General features: G+C 72.4%; 15 protein-coding genes. 12 read left to right on the top strand and 3 right to left on the bottom strand.

Annotated features, from left to right (window positions below; translation table 11 throughout):
• Positions 1-59: 59 nt before the first annotated feature.
• The 10 genes from OOK31_RS07740 (at position 60) to OOK31_RS07695 (ending at position 10780) form a co-directional block, all read left to right on the top strand.
• Complete coding sequence (locus OOK31_RS07740) at positions 60-998, top strand: dihydrodipicolinate synthase family protein (protein WP_267011585.1); 939 nt, start codon at positions 60-62, stop codon at positions 996-998.
• Positions 999-1072: 74 nt separating this feature from the next.
• Positions 1073-2077 carry a proline racemase family protein gene (locus tag OOK31_RS07735; RefSeq protein ID WP_267011584.1) on the top strand — a complete coding sequence of 335 codons (1005 nt, stop codon included), beginning with the start codon at positions 1073-1075 and terminating at the stop codon, positions 2075-2077.
• On the top strand, positions 2074-3093 hold the full coding sequence (locus OOK31_RS07730) for a proline racemase family protein (RefSeq protein ID WP_267011583.1): 1020 nt from the start codon (positions 2074-2076) through the stop codon (positions 3091-3093). The genes OOK31_RS07735 and OOK31_RS07730 overlap by 4 nt, the downstream gene beginning before the upstream one ends.
• Positions 3090-4088 carry an ornithine cyclodeaminase family protein gene (locus tag OOK31_RS07725; RefSeq protein ID WP_323188187.1) on the top strand — a complete coding sequence of 333 codons (999 nt, stop codon included), beginning with the start codon at positions 3090-3092 and terminating at the stop codon, positions 4086-4088. The genes OOK31_RS07730 and OOK31_RS07725 overlap by 4 nt, the downstream gene beginning before the upstream one ends.
• 56 nt (positions 4089-4144) lie before the next feature.
• On the top strand, positions 4145-4864 hold the full coding sequence (locus OOK31_RS07720) for a GntR family transcriptional regulator (RefSeq protein ID WP_267011582.1): 720 nt from the start codon (positions 4145-4147) through the stop codon (positions 4862-4864).
• A gap of 202 nt (positions 4865-5066) precedes the next feature.
• Complete coding sequence (locus tag OOK31_RS07715; RefSeq protein WP_267011581.1) at positions 5067-6815, top strand: ABC transporter substrate-binding protein; 1749 nt, start codon at positions 5067-5069, stop codon at positions 6813-6815.
• Between the two features lie 20 nt (positions 6816-6835).
• Complete coding sequence (locus OOK31_RS07710; protein ID WP_267011580.1) at positions 6836-7816, top strand: ABC transporter permease; 981 nt, start codon at positions 6836-6838, stop codon at positions 7814-7816.
• Positions 7813-8799: an ABC transporter permease gene (locus OOK31_RS07705; protein ID WP_267011579.1), complete on the top strand. Its 987-nt coding sequence runs from the start codon at positions 7813-7815 to the stop codon at positions 8797-8799. Before OOK31_RS07710 ends, OOK31_RS07705 begins: the two co-directional genes overlap by 4 nt.
• The gene (locus OOK31_RS07700) at positions 8799-9803 is read left to right on the top strand and encodes an ABC transporter ATP-binding protein (RefSeq protein WP_267011578.1); all 1005 of its coding nucleotides are present in this window, start codon (positions 8799-8801) and stop codon (positions 9801-9803) included. Before OOK31_RS07705 ends, OOK31_RS07700 begins: the two co-directional genes overlap by 1 nt.
• Positions 9800-10780 (top strand): ABC transporter ATP-binding protein, encoded by a 981-nt coding sequence (locus OOK31_RS07695; RefSeq protein WP_267011577.1) that lies wholly within the window; start codon positions 9800-9802, stop codon positions 10778-10780. Before OOK31_RS07700 ends, OOK31_RS07695 begins: the two co-directional genes overlap by 4 nt.
• Positions 10781-10858: 78 nt before the next feature.
• Here the strand turns inward: OOK31_RS07695 and OOK31_RS07690 are convergent, their stop codons facing one another.
• Positions 10859-12916 (bottom strand): prolyl oligopeptidase family serine peptidase, encoded by a 2058-nt coding sequence (locus OOK31_RS07690; protein ID WP_267011576.1) that lies wholly within the window; start codon positions 12914-12916, stop codon positions 10859-10861.
• 83 nt (positions 12917-12999) lie between these two features.
• Between OOK31_RS07690 and OOK31_RS07685 the strand changes: the two genes are divergently transcribed.
• Both OOK31_RS07685 and OOK31_RS07680 read left to right on the top strand, forming a co-directional pair.
• Positions 13000-14565, top strand: a complete 1566-nt coding sequence (locus OOK31_RS07685; protein WP_267011575.1) for an MFS transporter — start codon at positions 13000-13002, stop codon at positions 14563-14565.
• Positions 14566-14599: 34 nt separating this feature from the next.
• Positions 14600-15172: a hypothetical protein gene (locus tag OOK31_RS07680; RefSeq protein WP_267011574.1), complete on the top strand. Its 573-nt coding sequence runs from the start codon at positions 14600-14602 to the stop codon at positions 15170-15172.
• Here OOK31_RS07680 and OOK31_RS07675 read toward each other — a convergent pair.
• Positions 15169-16560 carry a cytochrome P450 gene (locus tag OOK31_RS07675; protein ID WP_267011573.1) on the bottom strand — a complete coding sequence of 464 codons (1392 nt, stop codon included), beginning with the start codon at positions 16558-16560 and terminating at the stop codon, positions 15169-15171. The two genes, OOK31_RS07680 and OOK31_RS07675, sit on opposite strands and share 4 nt — an antisense overlap.
• A 366-nt stretch (positions 16561-16926) precedes the next feature.
• Complete coding sequence (locus OOK31_RS07670; RefSeq protein WP_267011572.1) at positions 16927-18456, bottom strand: UDP-N-acetylglucosamine 1-carboxyvinyltransferase; 1530 nt, start codon at positions 18454-18456, stop codon at positions 16927-16929.
• Positions 18457-18652 lie beyond the last annotated feature (196 nt).

Here is an 18652-nt window from a genome sequence, read left to right as displayed (position 1 = left end):
CCTTGTGGCGGACTCACGCCCACTAGTAAAATGTCACACACCACACTAGGGAGTTCCTCATGAACCACGCGCCCACCCCCGCGCCCCGCCCGGACCACCGCGCCGACACCCGCACCCGCCCCTGGCACGGCATCATGGTCGCCACCACCCTGCCCCTGCGCGAGGACCTCTCCGTCGACTACGACGCGTACGCCGAGCACGTGGCCTGGCTCATCGCCGAAGGCTGCGACGGCGTGGTCCCCAACGGCTCCCTGGGCGAGTACCAGACCCTCACCGACGAGGAGCGGGCCCGCGTCGTGCGCACCGCCGTCGAGGCCGCCGGCGACGGCGCCCGCGTCATGCCCGGGGTCGCCGCGTACGGCAGCGCCGAGGCCCTGCGCTGGGCGGAACAGGCCGCCGAGGCCGGGGCGGGCTCCGTGCTCCTCCTGCCCCCCAACGCCTACCGCGCCGACGAGGCGACCGTCCGCGCCCACTACGCCGAGGTCGCCCGCGCCGGGCTGCCCGTGGTCGCGTACAACAACCCCATCGACACCAAGGTGGACCTGACGCCGCCGCTGCTCGCCCGCCTGCACGGCGACGGCAGCATCGTCGCCGTCAAGGAGTTCAGCGGCGACGTCCGCCGCGCCTACGAGATCGCCGAACTCGCCCCGGGCCTGGACCTGCTCATCGGTGCCGACGACGTGCTGCTCGAACTGGCCCTGGCCGGAGCCGTCGGCTGGATCGCCGGCTACCCCAACGCCCTGCCCAGCGCCTGCGCCACCCTCTACCGGGCCGCGGTCGCCGGCGACCTCGCCACCGCGCTGCCGCTCTACAAGTCCCTGCACTCGCTGCTGCGCTGGGACTCCAAGACCGAGTTCGTCCAGGCCATCAAGCTCTCCATGGACCTGGCCGGCCGCCCCGGCGGCGCCACCCGCCCGCCGCGCTTCCCGCTCACCGGGGAGATCGAGGCCGCCGTGCGCGCCGCGACCGAGAAGGCCCTCGCGGAGGGCCTGAACTAAGCGGTGGGGAGGCGGCCCGGGCCGTCTCCCACGACCTGTCAGAACCAGCCACTGCCCAGCAGGAGGGGCGCCTGATGCGCACACGCCACATCTACCACGCGGTCGATTCGCACACCGAGGGCATGCCGACCCGGGTCATCACCGGGGGAGTCGGGGTGATCCCCGGCGCCACCATGGCCGAGAAACGGCTCCACTTCATGGAGCACACGGACCACGTCCGCACCCTGCTCATGTACGAACCGCGCGGCCACGCGGCGATGAGCGGCGCCATCCTGCAGCCCCCCACCCGCCCCGACGCCGACTTCGGCGTGCTCTACATCGAGGTGTCGGGCCTGCTGCCCATGTGCGGGCACGGCACGATCGGCGTGGCGACCGTGCTCGTCGAGACCGGCATGGTCCCGGCCGTCGAGCCGGTCACCACGGTCCGGCTCGACACCCCGGCGGGTCTGGTGAGCGTGGACGTGCACGTCGAGGACGGCGCCGCCACCGCCGTCACCTTCACCAACGTCGCCTCCTTCTGCGTCGGCCTCGACCTCAAGGCCGAGGTCCCCGGCTTCGGCACGGTCACCTACGACCTCGCCTACGGCGGGAACTTCTACGCCTTCGTCGAACTGGACGCCCTCGGGCTCCCCTTCGACCGGGCCCGCAAGGAGGACCTGATCGCCGCCGGCCTCGCCGTCATGGACGCGGTGAACGCCTCGCCCGACCGCCCCGTCCACCCCGAGAACCCCTCCATCGCCGGGGTCAAGCACGTCTACCTCGCAGCCCCCGGCTCCGACGCCCGCCGCTCCCGCCACGCCATGGCCATCCACCCGGGCTGGTTCGACCGCTCGCCCTGCGGGACCGGGACCAGCGCCCGCATGGCCCAGCTGCACGCCCGGGGCCTGCTGCCCCTGGACACCGACTTCGTCAACGAGTCCTTCATCGGCACCGAGTTCACCGGGCGCCTGATCCGCGAGACCACCGTCGGCGGCCGCCCGGCGGTCGTCCCCACCGTCACCGGCCGGGCCTGGATCACCGGCACCGCCCAGTACTTCCTCGACCCGTCCGACCCCTTCCCCGGAGGGTTCCTGCTGTGATCGGCGTCCGCACCACCGACTACCACACCGCGGGCGAACCCTTCCGGATCGTCGACCTCACCACCGACCCGGTGGCCCCGGCGCCCGGCGACACCGTCGCCGAGCGCTGCTCCACCGTCATCGGACCCGGCGGTTCCGCGACCGCGCCGAGGCGCGGCCCGCTGGACGACGTACGGCGCCTGCTCGTGCAGGAGCCGCGCGGGCACGGCGGGATGTACGGCGGGTTCGTCGTACCGGCCGACGACGACGGGGCCCACTTCGGGGTGCTGTTCTGGCACAAGGACGGCTGGTCCACCGCCTGCGGCCACGGCACGATGGCGCTCGGCGCCTGGGCCGTGGACACCGGGCGGGTGGCCGCGCCCGACGACGGGGACGTCCAGGTGCGCATCGACGTCCCCTCGGGGCGGGTCACCGCCACCGTCCACCGGGCCGCGGGCCGCACCACCGGGGTCACCTTCCGCAACGTCCCGGCCCGGGTCGGCGCCCGCAAGGTGCCGGTCGCCACCACCCTCGGCATGACGGAGGTGGACATCGCGCACGCCGGGGCCTGCTACGCCTCGGTCCCGGCGCGGGACCTCGGCCTGGAGGTGTCCCGCGCCGCCCTGCCCGAACTGGTGCGGGCCGGGCGGGAGATCAGGGGCGCGCTGGCCACCCACCCCGCGACCTGGCACCCCGGCGGACCACTGCTGTCCGGGGTGTACGGGGTGATCCTGTACGAGGAGCTGCGCGACACCCCCTTCGGTCCGCACCAGCGCAACGTCACCGTCTTCGCCGACGGGCAGATCGACCGCTCGCCCTGCGGCTCCGGCACCTCGGCCCGGCTCGCCCTGCTCGCCGAGGACGGACACCTCGGCGCGGGGCAGGACCTGCTGCACGAGTCGGTGGTCGGCACGGTGTTCACCGGCCGGATCCTCCAGGGCGGTGTCACCGAGGTCACCGGCACGGCCTACCGCACCGGCGAGCACCACTTCACCGTCGACCCGCACGACGCCCTGACCACGGGCTTCCCCCTGTGACGGCGCTCGCCGGAGCCACCCCTTCCGGAGCCGCGGCACCCCTCCCCGCCGCCCTGCCCCAGCTCGGCCCGGCGCGGCCGCCCGGCCTGCTCACCCCCGCGCAGGCCGCCGACGCCCTCGCCGGCGCGCTGCTCGCCGGCCTCGATCCGGAGAGCTGCCCGCAGCGCACCTCCGTCCCCACCCCGGGCGGCGAACTGCTGCTGATGCCCGCCGCGTCCGGGGCGTACGCCGGGGTGAAGATCGCCGGGGTCGCGCCGGGCAACCCGGGGCGCGGCCTGCCCCGGATCACCGGCAGCTACCTCCTCCTCGACGGCCCCACCCTGCGCCCGGTGGCCCTGCTGGACGGTGAGGCCCTGACCGCCCTGCGCACCCCGGCGGTGTCCGCGCTCGCCCTGCGGTACCTGGCCCCGGCCGGGCGGCCGCTGCGGCTGGTGCTGTTCGGTTCGGGGCCGCAGGCGTACGGTCACCTCGAGGCGGTGCTCGGGGTGCGGGAGCTGGCCGGAGCGGTGATCGTGGCCCGCGATGCGGACAGGGCGGGCCAACTGGCCGCGTACGCCCGTACCCTGGGCGTCCCGGCCCGCACCGGGACCGCCGGGGACGTGGCCGGCGCGGACCTCGTCGTCTGCTGCACCACCGCCCGGGAGCCGCTGTTCGACGGCCGGCTGGTGTCCGACGGCGCGGTGGTCGTGGCCGTCGGCTCGCACGAGCCCGACGCCCGGGAGACCGACACCGCGCTGGTGCGGCGCGCGGCCGTGTACGTGGAGTCGCGTGCGGCGGCCCTGCGCGAGGCGGGGGACCTGCTGGTCCCGGAGGCGGAAGGGGCCATCGGGCCCGGTCATATCAGCGGCACCCTCGCCGACCTGGTGACGGGCCGGATCCCGGTGGGGGGACGGCCGAGTTGTCCACAGCTCTTCAAGAGCGTGGGCATGGCCTGGGAGGATCTCGCCGTGGCGGTCGCATGGTTCGAGGCCGCCGGGAGGAACAGCGCAACGTGACATTGTACGCTGTTCCTCTCCTCGTCGGTGGTGTCGGGGGTCTCGGAGGAAAAGCAATGGGTGACCTGAAGCAGCACAGTCTCATCAAGGCTCAGGAGCGGCTCCGCGACCAGGTCGGGCACGCCCTCCGAGCCGCCCTGATCGCCGGAGAGCTGCGCCCGGGCAGCGTCTACTCCGCTCCCGGCCTCGCGGCCGAACTGGGCGTCTCGGCCACGCCCGTCCGCGAGGCCATGCTCGACCTGGCCCGCGAGGGCCTGGTGGAACCGGTCCGCAACAAGGGCTTCCGCATCACCGAGGTCAGCGAACGCGACCTGGACCAGTACACCGAGCTGCGCACGATGATCGAGGTCCCGACCATCGGCCGGATCACGAAGATCGCCACGGCCGAGCAGCTGGAGGCCCTGCGCCCCATCGCGGAGGAGATCGTCTCCAATGCCCGCGAGCACAACCTCATCGGCTACCTGGAGGCCGACCGCCGCTTCCACCTCACCCTCCTCGGCCTCGCGGGCAACGACCGCCTGGTCGAGACCGTGGGTGACCTGCGCAAGCGCTCCCGCCTGTACGGGCTGACGGGCCTGGACGAGGCCGGCAAGCTGGTCTCCTCCGCCGAGGAGCACATCGAGCTGCTGGACCTGATGCTCACCGGCGACGCCGAGGCGGCCGAGGAGTGCATGTCGCGCCACCTCGGGCACGTCCGCTCGCTCTGGGCCCAGGGCCGCGACGAGCCGGTCGGCCGGACCACCATGAGCCGCCTGGGCGGCCCCGCCAAGGGCTGACCCCGGCCGCGCTCCCACCGCGCGACCGTACGACCCGCACGACTTCAGGGCCCGGACCGTCTGGTCCGGGCCCCAACCGGCGTTCCCCCTAAGGGTTTTGGACACGGCTGGATAACGTCGGCGCCAACCCCTTGTCAGTACAATTTCACATTACTATGTTACCGGTCACACCTTAAAGCGCGGCCCTTCACTGGAGTGACCCATGACCAAGCGCACCCAACTCGCCCTCGCCACCAGCCTGGTGGCGGCTCTCGCACTCGGTGCGTCGGGCTGCTCCGGCACCGCGAACAAGGGCAAGGACGGCGCCGCCCCCGCCGCGAACCCCGCCGCAGCCAACGACGGGAAGATCCTCGGCGGCACCCCGGTCAAGGGCGGCACCCTCACCGTCCTGTCCAACCAGGACTTCGCCCACCTCGACCCCGCCCGCAACTGGGTCATGCCGACCATGGACTTCGGGACCCGCCTGCTCTACCGGACCCTCGTCACCTTCAAGGCCGAGCCCGGCAAGGCCGGCAGCGAGCTGGTCCCCGACCTCGCCACCGACCTCGGCACCCCCTCCAACGGCGGGAAGACCTGGACCTTCACCCTGAAGGAGGGCGTCAAGTACGAGGACGGCACCCCGGTCAAGGCCCAGGACGTCAAGTACAACGTCGAGCGCTCCTTCGCCCCCGACCTCACCGGCGGCCCCGACTACGCCGCCCGGTACCTGGCCGGCGCCGAGGGCTACAAGGGCCCCCTCCAGGGGCAGCACCTCGACTCCGTGAAGACCCCCGACGACCGCACGATCATCTTCGAACTCAAGCGCCCGGTGGCCGAGTTCGCCGCGACCGCCACCCTGCCGACCTTCGCGCCCGTCCCCCAGTCCCAGGAGAAGGGCACCCAGTACGACGCCCGCCCCTTCTCCTCCGGCCCGTACAAGATCGAGACGTACGACCGGGACAAGAAGCTCGTCCTCGTCCGCAACGAGCACTGGGACCCCAAGACCGACACCGTCCGCAAGGCCTACCCGGACCGGTTCGTCGTCATGATGGGCCTCAAGGGCGGCCAGGTCGACGACCGCATCATCGCCGGGGAGGGCGCCGACGCCTCCACCGTCGAGTACCAGGACATGCGGCCCGAGAGCGCCCCCAAGGTGCTGCCCAAGCCCGACGTCAAGGCGCGGCTGCTCGCCGAGTCCCAGGGCTGTACCGAGATGCTCCACCTCAACAACTCCCGCGCCCCCTTCAACGACCCGAAGGTCCGCGAGGCCATGCAGTACGCCGTGGACAAGGAGGCCGTGATCACGGCGGGCGGCGGCCCCGCCCTCAACGAGGTCGCCACCGCCTACCTGCCCCCGGCCCTGTCCGGCGGCAAGCAGGCCGACACCCTGAAGATCCCCGCCTCCGGCGACCCGGCCAAGGCCAAGGAACTCCTCAAGGCCGCCGGCAAGGAGAAGCTGAAGGTCTCCCTCGCCGTCTCCACCGGCGACAAGAACAAGGCCGAGGCCCTCCAGCAGGGCCTGGCCCGCGCCGGCGTCGAGGTCGTCATCGACACCGTCGACCCGGGCGCCTACTACGACGTCGTCGGCGACCTGTCCACCACCCCCGACATGTCGCTCACCGGCTGGTGCCCCGACTACCCCTCCGGCTCCACCTGGATCCCCTTCGTCTTCGACGGACGCACCATCAAGGACAAGGGCAACCAGGGCAACAACGCGCAGTTCCGCGACGAGGCCACCATGAAGCGGATCGACGAGATCAACGCCATGGCCGACGCCAAGCAGGCCAACCAGGCCTGGGCCGACCTCGACGCCGAGATCATGAAGAAGTCCCCGTCCGTCCCGATCCTGCTGGAGCGCAAGCCGCTGCTCGTCGGCCCCAACATCGCGGGCGCCTACGGCCACCCCGTGTGGACCGGGACCATCGACTACGGGACCGTCGGCCTCAAGGACCCCTCGAAGAGCCAGGGCTGAGGAAGCGGACCGGACACACCATGACCACCACCGCACCGGGCGCCGCCGAGCAGGCGGCCCCGGACGGCGCACCCGCCGGCAAGGCCCCCCAGGGCGTTCCCCCGGGCAGCAGTCCCTGGCAGCTGGCCCGGCGGGAACTGCGCCGCCGTCCCGCCGTCCGCGTCAGCCTCTGCGTCGTCCTCCTCTTCGTCCTGATGGCCGTCGCCGCCCCCTGGCTGGGCGCGCTCGGCGGCTGGTCCCCGGACGCCTTCGACAAGACCGCCATCGACCCCTACCTCGGCGGACAGCCCCTCGGATCCTTCGGCGGGATCAGCCCCGAGCACTGGCTCGGCGTCGAACCCGTCACCGGCCGCGACCTGTTCGCCCGCGTCGTCCACGGCGCCCAGGTGTCCCTCCTGATCGCCTTCACCGCCACCGCCATCGTCGTGATCGCCGGTACGGCCGCCGGTATCGCCGCCGGCTACTTCGGCGGCCGCACCGACGCCGTCCTGTCCCGGCTCATGGACCTCACCATGTCCTTCCCCTCGCTGATCTTCATGATCGCGATGCTGTCGGTGGCCAAGGACGTCAACCGGATCCTCCTCATGACCGCCGTCATCGGGGTCTTCGGCTGGCCCGGCGTCGCCCGAGTCGTCCGCGGCCAGACCCTCTCCCTCAAACACCGCGAGTACGTCGACGCCGCCCGCGTCGGCGGCGCGAGTTCCTGGCGCATCCTCACCCGCGACATCCTCCCCGGCGTCTCGGGCCCGGTCATCGCCTACACCACCCTGCTCATCCCCGGCATGATCAGCACCGAGGCCGCCCTCAGCTACCTCGGCGTGGGCGTACGCCCGCCCACCCCGTCCTGGGGCCAGATGATCGCCGAGTCCGTCGCCTTCTACGAGACCGACCCCATGTACTTCGTCATCCCGAGCGTCTTCCTCTTCCTCGCGGTGCTCGCCTTCACCCTCCTCGGAGACGCCCTGCGCGACATCCTCGACCCGAGGGGCGGCCGGACGTGATCCTCTACCTCGTCCGCCGGCTGTTCGCCCTCGCCGGCGTCCTCCTCGCCATCGCCGCCGTCACCTTCCTCATCTTCTACGTCCTGCCCACCGACCCGGCCGCCGCCGCCTGCGGCAAGACGTGCAGCGCCGAACGGCTGGCCGACGTACGCGTCTACCTGGGCCTCGACCAGCCCGTGTGGAAGCAGTTCGCCGACTTCCTCACCGGCATCTTCACCGGCCGCACCCTCGGCAGCGGCCAGTACGCCGTCCAGTGCGACTTCCCCTGCCTGGGCTACTCGTACGAGAACTCCCTGCCCGTGTGGGACCTCCTCATGGACCGGCTCCCCGTCTCCGCCTCCCTCGCCGTCGGCGCCGCCGCCCTCTGGCTCGTCCTCGGACTCGGCGCCGGGGTCACCGCCGCCCTGCGCAAGGACACCGCCACCGACAAGGCCCTGATGGTCGGCGCGGTCGCCGCCGCCTCCCTGCCGGTCTACTTCACCTCCGTCATGCTGATCTACGGGGTCATCCGCATCGCGGGACTCCTGCCCTACCCCACCTACCAGGCCTTCACCGACGACCCGCTCGCCTGGGCCTCGAACCTGCTGCTCCCGTGGACGGCGCTCGCCCTGCTCTACGCCGCCATGTACGCCCGCCAGAGCCGCGGCTCGATGATCGAGGCGATGGCCGAGCCGTACATCCGCACCGCCCGCGCCAAGGGCATGCCCGAGCGCACCGTCGTCGTCAAGCACGGCCTGCGCTCCGGGATGACCCCGATCCTCACCATCTTCGGCATCGACCTGGGCGGACTGCTCGCCGGAGCCGTGATCACCGAGTCCATCTTCGGACTCCCCGGCATCGGACGGCTCTTCTACGGGGCGCTCGTCAGCTCCGACCAGCCGGTGGTCCTCGGCGTCACCCTGCTCGCCGCCTTCTTCATCGTCGTCGCGAACCTCGCCGTCGACCTCCTGTACGCCGTCGTCGACCCGAGGGTGAGGTACTGATGGCCGACGCACCACCCCTGCTCGAAGTACGCGATCTGCGCGTCACCTTCACCACCCCGCGCGGCACCGTCCGCGCCGTCGACTCCCTCGGCTTCACCGTCGAGGCCGGACGCACCCTCGGCATCGTCGGCGAGTCCGGCTCCGGCAAGTCCGTCACCTCCCTCGCCGTCATGGGCCTGCACCGGGCCGGCGCCGAGGTGACCGGCTCCGTGGCCCTCGCCGGACGCGAGCTCACCGGGCTCTCCGAGAAGGAACTGTCCGCCGTGCGCGGCCGCCGGATCGCCATGATCTTCCAGGACCCGCTGTCCAGCCTGCACCCCTACTACACCGTCGGCGAACAGATCGCCGAGCACTTCCGGGTCCACTTCAAGGCCGGGCGGGCCGCCGCGCGCAAACGCGCCGTCGACATGCTCGGCGAGGTCGGCATCCCCGAACCGGCCCGCCGCGCGGGGGAGTACCCCCACCAGTTCTCCGGCGGCATGCGCCAGCGCGCCATGATCGCCATGGCCCTGGCCTGCGAACCGGACCTGCTCATCGCCGACGAGCCCACCACCGCCCTCGACGTCACCGTCCAGGCCCAGATCCTGGAACTGATCGCCCGCCTCCAGCAGGAACGCGGCCTCGGCGTCGTCATGATCACCCACGACCTGGGGGTGGTGGCCCGCGTCGCCCACGAGGTGCTCGTCATGTACGGCGGCCGGGCCGCCGAACAGGCCCCCGTCGACGAGCTGTTCGCCGGCCCCGCCCACCCCTACACCCGGGGCCTGCTCGACTCCCTGCCCCGCCTCGACACCGCCGACGACGTCCCCCTGCCCTCCATCCCCGGCTCCCCGCCCTCCCTGCTGGCCCCCGCCCCGGGCTGCGCCTTCGCCCCGCGCTGCGCCCTGGCCGCCGACCGCTGCACCGAGTCGCGGCCGCGGTTCGAGGAGTACGGGCAGGGCCCGGACCGTGCGGTGGCCTGCCACTTCCCCGGAGCCCGCACCGCCGAGGAGGCGGCCCGATGAGCGACACCGCCCGACCTCTGCTGTCCGTACGGGACCTGACCATGACCTTCCCCGGGAAGCGGTCGCTGACCGGGCGCCGGGGGGCGCCCGTCCGCGCCGTCGACGGGATCTCCTTCGACCTGGAGCCCGGCCGCACCCTCGGGCTCGTCGGGGAGTCCGGCTGCGGGAAGTCCACCACCGGCCGGATGCTGGTCCGGCTCCTCGAACCCACCTCCGGCAGCGTCGCCTTCGACGGCAAGGACATCAGCCGGCTCTCCCAGAGCGCCCTGCGGCCCCTGCGCAAGAACATCCAGATGGTCTTTCAGGACCCGCACTCCTCCCTCAACCCCCGCCAGACGGTGGCCCGGATCATCTCCGACCCGCTGCTCGTCCAGGGCTGGAGCGCGGCCGACGCCCGCCGCCGGGCCGCCGACCTGATGGAACTGACCGGGCTGATCCCCGAACACATCGACCGCTACCCGCACGAGTTCTCCGGCGGCCAGGCCCAGCGCATCGGCATCGCCCGCTCGCTGGCCACCAGCCCCCGCCTGATCGTCGCGGACGAGCCGGTCTCCGCCCTCGACGTCTCCGTCCAGGCGCAGATCGTCAACCTGATGGAGCGGCTGCGCGTCGAACTGGGCCTGGCTTACGTGTTCATCGCGCACGACCTCTCCGTCGTCAAACGGGTCAGCGACCGCGTCGCCGTCATGTACCTCGGCCGGATCGTCGAGATCGGGGACAAGAAGTCCCTCTACGAGAACCCGCAGCACCCCTACACCCGGGCGCTGCTGTCCGCCGTCCCGCTGCCCGACCCGGCGGCGGAACGGCGGCGCGAGCGGATCGTGCTGCTCGGCGACCCGCCGAGCCCGGCCGCCCCGCCCCCGGGCTGCACCTTCCACCCGCGCTGCCCCAAGGCGCGGGACATCTGCCGCACCGAGCGGCCGTTGTTGCAGCTTGCCGCCTCGCGCGAGGTGGCGTGTCACTTCCCGGGTGACTGACGGGGATCCACGGGAAGAGGAAGGGCCCCGGAGCCAATGGCGTCTCCGGGGCCCTTCCGCACGCGCGGTACCCGTTCCTCAGGCGAGCGCCCCGCGGAAGAAGGCCAGCTGCTGCACCGCCACCTTCTCCCGGGTGCCGCCCGGGGTCATGTGGGTGACGCCGGGCAGTGCCAGCAGCTGGTGCGGGCGGCCCGCGTCGGTCAGGGCGCGGGAGAGGCGCAGGGTGTGCGAGGGGTGGACGTTGTCGTCGGCCAGGCCCGTGATCAGCTGGAGCGGCCGGCTGAGCTCCGGGGCGTCCGGGAGGAGCGAGTCCCGCTCGTACACCTCCGGGTGCTCCTGCGGCAGGCCCAGGTACCGCTCGGTGTAGGCCGTGTCGTACTGCCGGAGGTCGGTGGGGGCGGCCCCGGCGGACGCCGCGTGGAAGACGTCCGGGCGGCGCAGCACCGCCATGGCCGCCAGGTAGCCGCCGTAGGACCAGCCGCGTACGCCGACCCGGCCGAGGTCGAGGTCGCCGTGCCGGGCGCCGAGCGCCCGCAGGGCCGCCACCTGGTCCTCGAGGGTGACCTCGGAGAAGCCCCGGTACATGGCGTGGGTGAAGGCGGGGGAGACGTACGGGGTGCCCCGGTTGTCGACGGTGACCACGGCGAAGCCCTGGTCGGCCCACCACTGCCGGTGCTGCCAGCGCACCGGCTCGGCGCTGACGTCCTGGAAGCCGGGGCCGCCGTAGACGTCGAGCAGGACGGGCAGCCGCCGGCCGGGGACGTGGCCGCGGGGCAGGACGAGGGCGGTGGGCACGCCGTGCTCGGTGACCCGCTCCAGCCGCGGTTCCACCCGGTACGGCAGCGGCGCCGAGAGGTCGGCGGGCCGCAGCTCCCGCCCGTCGGGGGTGCGTACGGTGCGCCGGATCCCGTCGGGGCCGGCGGAGGTGAGCAGCAGGGTCCCGGCGGAGGCGGACACGCCGTGCACGCCGGGGCCGTCGGCGAGCGGGGCCAGCTCACCGGTGTGCGGGTCCAGCAGCAGCACCTGCTGCTCGGAGGGGTCGCGCTGCCCGGCCTCGATGAGCAGCCGCCCGTCGTGCACCCCGGCCACCCGGCGGACCTGGATCCCGTCGCCGGTGAGGGGCTTGCCGTCGACGGCGAGGCCGCGGGCGGCCCCGCCGGGGGTGTCGACGGCGGTGAGCATCCGCCCGTCGGGCAGCCGGGCCGGGGTGCCGGGCACCATCGGGTCCACCCACTGCGGGTGCGTGGTGCGCGAGAGCTCCCGGGTGCGGCCGGTGGCCGGGTCGGCGGTGAGCAGCAGGACGTTGCGCTGGAGCCGGTCCTGGACGGTCAGCAGGATCTCCCCGTCGGACTCCCAGCCCGCCTCCGACACGTACGGGTAGGTCCGCGCGTCCCAGTCGAGCCGTACCCGGGCGCCGTCCGGGCCGAGGACCCACAGCTGCACGTCGGCGTTGGGCCCGCCGGCCTCCGGGTACGCGAAGTCCTCCGCCGGGCGCTCGGGGTGCGCGGGGTCGGCGAACCAGCGGCGCGGCAGGGCGCTCTCGTCGACGCGGGCGGCGAGCAGGGCGGTTCCGCCGGGGGACCACCAGTGGCCCCGGGCGCGCCCGAGTTCCTCGGCGGCGGCGAACTCGGCGAGTCCCCAGCGGGCCCCGTCGTCGGGGCTGATCCGTCCGCCCGGGGCGGTGTACAGGGCGTCGTCGCTGACGTACGCGGTGCGCGAGCCGTCGGCGTCGGCCCGCGGGTCCAGGGCGGGTCCGGCGGCGGGGATCTCCTCGGGGCCATCGGCTCCGTCCCAGGTGACCGCGTAGAGCCGCCCGTAGAGGGCGAACACCGCGCGGAGGCCGTCGCCGGACAGGGCGTAGGAGCCGATGCCGGCGGCGACGAGCCGGATCCGCTCGCGCAACCGGGCCTCGGCGAGCGGGAGTTCGCCCTGCTCGGGGGAGAGTTCCCGCGGGTCGGCGAGCCGGGTCTCGGTGCCGGTGGCGGTGTCGAGGACCCAGAGGCTGTCCAGCGGGTCGGTGGGGCCGGTGGAGCGGAGGAACCAGAGGAGGCGGCCGCCGTCTCCGAAGGAGAAGGCGCGCGGTGCGCCGTAGGAGAACCGGGCCGTGTCGGCGGAGAGCCTGAGGAATGCGTCCATGGATCTCAGTGTGGCATGTGCAATGTCACACAGCATAGGCCATTCGAGTGGTGACCCTTGGGGTGCGGGCATAGCGTCGACTAGTGGACCCGAACGCACTGCCGACCAGCAACGGGACCGACGGCAAGGTCCGAGGGAGCGGAAACGGGCTGGCCCTGTTCGTGATCGCCTCCTGTCAGCTCATGGTCGTTCTCGACATCACCATCGTGAACATCGCGCTACCACACATCCAGACCGCGCTCGACTTCTCCACCGAGAGCCTGTCCTGGGTCGTCAACGCGTACACGCTCACCTTCGGCGGCCTGCTCCTCCTGGGCGGCCGCACCGGCGACATCCTCGGCAGGAAGCGCGTCTTCGTCTTCGGTGTCCTGCTCTTCGGCCTGGCCTCCCTCCTCGGCGGACTCGCCCAGAACGAGGGACAGCTGATGGCCGCCCGGGCCCTCCAGGGAGTCGGCGGCGCCATCGCCTCCCCGACCTCGCTCGCCCTGATCACCACCACCTTCCGCGAAGGCCCCGCCCGCAACCGGGCCTTCGGCGTCTTCGCGGCCGTCTCGGCCGGCGGCGGCGCGATCGGGCTCCTGGCCGGCGGCATCCTCGTCGAATGGCTCGACTGGCGCTGGGTGTTCTTCGTCAACGTCCCCATCGCCCTGCTGATCGCCCTGCTCGCCTCCCGCGTCCTGCACGAGTCCGAACGCCACCCCGGACACTTCGACGTCATGGGCGCGCTGCTGTCCACCGCGGGCATGGTCGCCCTCGTCTACGGGTTCATCCGCGCCTCCCAGGAAGGCTGGCGCGACGCGGTCACCATCGGCTCCTTCGTCGCCGCCGTGGTCCTGCTCGCCCTGTTCGTCCTCAACGAGCGGCGCTCGCCCCAGCCGATCACCCCGCTGCACATGTTCGCCGACCGCAACCGCGCCGGGACGTACGGGATCATGCTCTTCCTCGCCTGCGCGATCTTCGGCATGTTCTTCTTCCTGACGCTCTTCGTGCAGAACGTCCTCGGCTTCAGCCCGCTGGACGCCGGCCTCGCCTTCCTGCCGGTCAGCGTCATGGTCGCGCTGGCGGCCGGGTTCGCCTCCCAAATGCTGCCCAGGTTCGGGCCGAAACCCTTCATGGTCACGGGTGCGCTGTGCTGCGCGGCCGGACTGGCCTGGCTGACGCGGACCGACGTCCACTCCACGTACCTGGGCAGCATCCTCGGCCCGATACTCGTCTTCGCCACCGGTATGGGACTGCAGTTCGTCTCGCTGACGCTGATGGCCCTGTCCAACGTCGCCGACCGGGAGTCGGGTGCGGCCTCCGGGCTGCTCAACACGATGCAGCAGGTCGGCGGTTCGCTCGGGCTGTCGATCCTGGTCACCGTCTTCGGCACGGCCAGCCGCAACGAGGCCAAGGAGCAGGTGCCGGCCTTCCTGCAGACGGCCGGACCCGTGCAGAAGGCCCTCTTCGCGCGCACCGGGCAGCTCCCCAAACCCTGGGCCGACCAGGTGCTCACCTCCGGCGTGAGCGCGGCGTTCGTGGTGGCGGCGCTGTTCACCCTGGTCGGGGCGCTCATCGCGGTGTTCGTCATCCAGGTCAGACCCTCGGACCTCGAACGGCTCCAGGGCAATCACACCCCTGCGCCGGTCCCGGAGGACAAGGGTCGGTAGGGTCGACTGATCATCGGACCACGGGGGGACACCAATGTACGGATCGACCATGCGCGGAGCGGCGCTCGCGGCGCTGACCGTCACTCTGGCGGCGTTCGCCGTCGGCTGCGGCGGCGAGGAGAAGCCGTCCGCCACAGCCTCCGCCTCCGCCTCCGCCTCGGCCTCCGCCTCGGCACCCTCGGCGTCGGCCCCGCCGTCCGCCGCACCTTCGGCCTCGACCTCGGCCTCCGCCACGCCCTCACGCGGCGCGTCGGCCTCCCCGGGCTCCCCGTCGTCCCCCGGGGCCCTCGCCTCCCCGCCGGCCGAGCTGGTCCGGGACGCCTTCGCGGGACTCCAGGCCACCCTGGGCGAGTCCTGCACCCCGGGCAACTGCGCCTACTTCCTCGGGCGGGTCTACGACGAGCTCCACCGCATGGACCGCGCCATGAAGGCCGACGCCAAGGGGCCGGGCCACTTCCCGGAGCCGATCGCCCTCATCGTGAAGCTCGACAAGGAACTCGGCGGCGACCGGAGCTTCGAGAACCTGAAGAAGCACCAGACCACCCTGATCTCCACCCGCGACGAGATCAACAGCTGGATGCAGGACCACCCGGACGACTACCGCTAGTTCACCGGCACGATCCGGCAGCGGGCCGGGCCGAGCGTCCGCAGGGTGATCCCGGCGCTCACCGGGATCTCCGTGTCCACGGCCTCGAACTCGTAGGCGCGAAGGATCATCGCGAGCGCGAGCACCGACTCCAGCATCGAGAAGTGCTGCCCGATGCAGGCGCGCGGCCCGCCGCCGAAGGGGAACCAGGCGTAGCGGGGCCGCCCCGCCTCCGCCTCGGCGGTGAAGCGGGACGGGTCGAAACGGTCCGGCTCGCTCCAGTAGGCGGGGTGGCGGTGCGTCACCCACGGCGCCAGGATCACGTCGGCGCCCGCCGGAACGGTGTGCCCGCCGATCTCGGTCGCCGCGACCGCCCGGCGCCCGATCACCGGAGCCGCCGGGTAGAGCCGCATGGCCTCCTTGAGGACCTGCGTCAGGTACGGGAGACGGTCCAGGTCGGCGGCCTCCGGCGTACGGTCGCCCAGGACCCGGGAGATCTCCTCCCGGGCCCGCGCCTGCTCCTCCGGGTGGCGGCCGAGCAGGTGCAGGGCGAAGGCCAGCGAGGTCGCCGTCGTCTCGTGCCCGGCCAGCAGGAAGATCAGCACCTGGTCGCGGAGCTCGGTGGCGTCGAAGGCGGCGTCGTCCGCGCTCTGCGCGGCGGCGAGCAGCGTCAGCAGGTCCTCACCCCGCCCGTCGTCCCCGGCGGACGCCCCGCGCCGCCCGGAGATGATCCCGTCGCAGACGGCGTACAGCTCGTCCAGCGCGGCGGCGGCCCGCCGGTTGCCGGGGGTCGGCCAGGCGCGCGGGATGTTGGCGGGGGAGTAGCCGCGGCGCAGCACGTACTCCGTGATCACCGGGAAGCACCGGTCGACCACGTCCACGGTCCGCTCCACGTCGGTGCCGAAGAGGATCCGGGCCACCGCGCGCAGGGCCAGGTGCATCATCTCGGCGGACACGTCGACGATGCCGTCCCGCGCCTCCGTCCAGGAGGCGAGCACGGCGTCGGTTTCGGCGGCGACGGCCTGGGCGTAGCCGTCCACCCGCTTGCGGGTGAACAGGGGCTGCACCAGCCGGCGCTGGCGCAGGTAGTCCTCGTCCTGGCTGGTCAGCAGCCCGTTGCCGAAGGAGTCCCGGACCTCCTGGTAGAAGGAGTTGTCCTTGCGGAAGTTGGCCGCCTCCGAGGCCAGCACCCGCTGGGCGCCCTCGGCCGAGAACACGCAGTACAGCTCGGTGCGCAGGCCGGGCGGGCCGGCGGAGATCCGTACGACGTCCCCGTGCCGCTGCTGGGCGCGCAGGTAGGTACCGAGCGAGTCGGCCTTCAGGTCCAGCAGCGACCCGAGCAGCGGAACCCCCTCCAGGTCGGGGATCCCCGTACCCGCGCCCGTGCCCTGCCCTGTTTCCACTGCCATGGCCGCCCCCTCAGAAACCGTACCGACAGCCCCGATTCTGCCGCCCCCACCCCCTTCCCGACGAGGCCGTTCCCCGGCCACCCGACCGAAAACCACCGTCCGGGGAAATGGCCGAGGCCCCCTCGTCCTGCGCGCAGGACGAGGGGGCCCCATGGCCCGGTACGGCCGGGCTGCTAGTGCTGTGACCGGAAAGGTTCACCGTGTCACGGCGCCCGGCACGGCACCTCGCCGCGTTGTCGGACCACCCGAGTACGTCCAGCACAAGCGACGGCCCTCCGCCTTGCGAGGCTTCCCCTCGGCCCTGCGGGCCTGGGGAGACCCCATGCACCGGACACCGCGACCCGGCAAACCTTTCCGGCCACAGCACTAGATGTCGCGGAAGATCTCGATCTGCGCGCCCACGGAGTTGAGGCGTTCGGCGAGTTCCTCGTAGCCGCGGTTGATGACGTAGACGTTGCGCAGCACCGAGGTGCCTTCCGCCGCCATCATCGCGAGGAGGACGACCACCGCCGGGCGCAGGGCCGGCGGGCACATCATCTCGGCCGCGCGCCAGCGGGTGGGGCCTTCGACCAGGACGCGGTGGGGGTCCAGGAGCTGGAGGCGGCCGCCGAGGCGGTTGAGGTCCGTCAGGTAGATGGCCCGGTTGTCGTACACCCAGTCGTGGATCAGGGTCTGGCCCTGGGCGACGGCGGCGATGGCCGCGAAGAACGGGACGTTGTCGATGTTCAGCCCGGGGAAGGGCATCGGGTGGATCTTGTCGATGGGGGCTTCGAGCTTGGAGGGGCGGACCGTGAGGTCGACGAGGCGGGTGCGGCCGTTGTCGGCGACGTACTCGGCCGAACGGTCGTGGTCGAGGCCCATCTCCTCCAGGACCGCGAGCTCGATCTCCATGAACTCGATCGGGACCCGGCGGATCGTCAGCTCCGACTCGGTGACCACTGCGGCGGCCAGCAGGCTCATCGCCTCGACCGGGTCCTCGGAGGGGGAGTAGTCCACGTCGACGTCGATCACGGGGACGCCGTGGACGGTGAGGGTGGTCGTGCCGATGCCCTCGACCTCGACGCCCAGCGCCTCCAGGAAGAAGCACAGGTCCTGGACCATGTAGTTGGAGGAGGCGTTGCGGATGACCGTGACCCCGTCGTGGCGGGCCGCGGCGAGCAGGGCGTTCTCGGTGACCGTGTCCCCGCGCTCGGTCAGCACGATCGGGCGGTCGGGGGAGACCCCCGCCTCGACCTGCGCGTGGTAGATGCCCTCGGTCGCGGTGATGTCCAGGCCGAAGCGGCGCAGGGCGATCATGTGCGGCTCGATGGTGCGGGTGCCGAGGTCGCAGCCGCCCGCGTACGGCAGGCGGAAGTGGTCCATGCGGTGCAGCAGGGGGCCCAGGAACATGATGATGCTCCGGGTGCGGCGGGCCGCGTCCGCGTCCATCGACTCCATGTCGAGGCGGGCCGGCGGGACGATCTCCAGGTCGACGCCGTCGTTGATCCAGCGGGTGCGGACGCCGATGGAGTTCAGGACCTCCAGGAGGCGGTAGACCTCCTCGATGCGGGCGACGCGGCGCAGGACCGTACGGCCCTTGTTGAGGAGCGAGGCGCAAAGCAGGGCAACACAGGCGTTCTTGCTCGTCTTGACGTCGATGGCGCCGGACAGGCGGCGGCCGCCGACCACGCGCAGGTGCATCGGGCCGGCGTAGCCCAGGGAGACGATCTCGCTGTCGAGCGCTTCGCCGATTCGGGCGATCATCTCAAGGCTGATGTTCTGGTTGCCGCGTTCGATGCGGTTCACGGCACTCTGGCTGGTGCCTAGGGCGTCGGCGAGCTGACTCTGTGTCCAGCCCCGGTGCTGACGGGCGTCACGGATGAGCTTGCCGATGCGTACGAGGTAGTCGTCTGCCATGGGTGCACGGTATCTCAGATATGAGATGACGCTCGCGCTGGGTGTGGCGTACGGGTGTCACCCGCCGTCAGCTCGCGGGTCCGGGCCCGAAGGGGACGGCCCGGCGCGGGCGTTCCCGGGAGGCGGGTCCCGCCGCCCTGGCGGGACCCGCGTCCTCATGGAGCGGGTACAAGATGGGGAGTTGAGTCCTCCGGTT

This window comes from Streptomyces sp. NBC_00249 (genome assembly GCF_026342355.1).
GTDB lineage: Bacteria > Actinomycetota > Actinomycetes > Streptomycetales > Streptomycetaceae > Streptomyces.
This window is presented reverse-complemented; position numbering and strand designations above follow the sequence as displayed.

Excerpts from the sequence above, each read along its gene's own strand:
- OOK31_RS07740 (WP_267011585.1), top strand. The coding sequence starts at position 60 with ATGAACCACGCGCCCACCCCCGCGCCCCGCCCGGACCACCGCGCCGAC.
- OOK31_RS07735 (WP_267011584.1), top strand. The coding sequence starts at position 1,073 with ATGCGCACACGCCACATCTACCACGCGGTCGATTCGCACACCGAGGGC.
- OOK31_RS07720 (WP_267011582.1), top strand. The coding sequence starts at position 4,145 with ATGGGTGACCTGAAGCAGCACAGTCTCATCAAGGCTCAGGAGCGGCTC.
- OOK31_RS07715 (WP_267011581.1), top strand. The coding sequence starts at position 5,067 with ATGACCAAGCGCACCCAACTCGCCCTCGCCACCAGCCTGGTGGCGGCT.
- OOK31_RS07710 (WP_267011580.1), top strand. The coding sequence starts at position 6,836 with ATGACCACCACCGCACCGGGCGCCGCCGAGCAGGCGGCCCCGGACGGC.
- OOK31_RS07700 (WP_267011578.1), top strand. The coding sequence starts at position 8,799 with ATGGCCGACGCACCACCCCTGCTCGAAGTACGCGATCTGCGCGTCACC.
- OOK31_RS07695 (WP_267011577.1), top strand. The coding sequence starts at position 9,800 with ATGAGCGACACCGCCCGACCTCTGCTGTCCGTACGGGACCTGACCATG.
- OOK31_RS07690 (WP_267011576.1), bottom strand. The coding sequence starts at position 12,916 with ATGGACGCATTCCTCAGGCTCTCCGCCGACACGGCCCGGTTCTCCTAC.
- OOK31_RS07680 (WP_267011574.1), top strand. The coding sequence starts at position 14,600 with ATGTACGGATCGACCATGCGCGGAGCGGCGCTCGCGGCGCTGACCGTC.
- OOK31_RS07675 (WP_267011573.1), bottom strand. The coding sequence starts at position 16,560 with ATGGCAGTGGAAACAGGGCAGGGCACGGGCGCGGGTACGGGGATCCCC.
- OOK31_RS07670 (WP_267011572.1), bottom strand. The coding sequence starts at position 18,456 with ATGGCAGACGACTACCTCGTACGCATCGGCAAGCTCATCCGTGACGCC.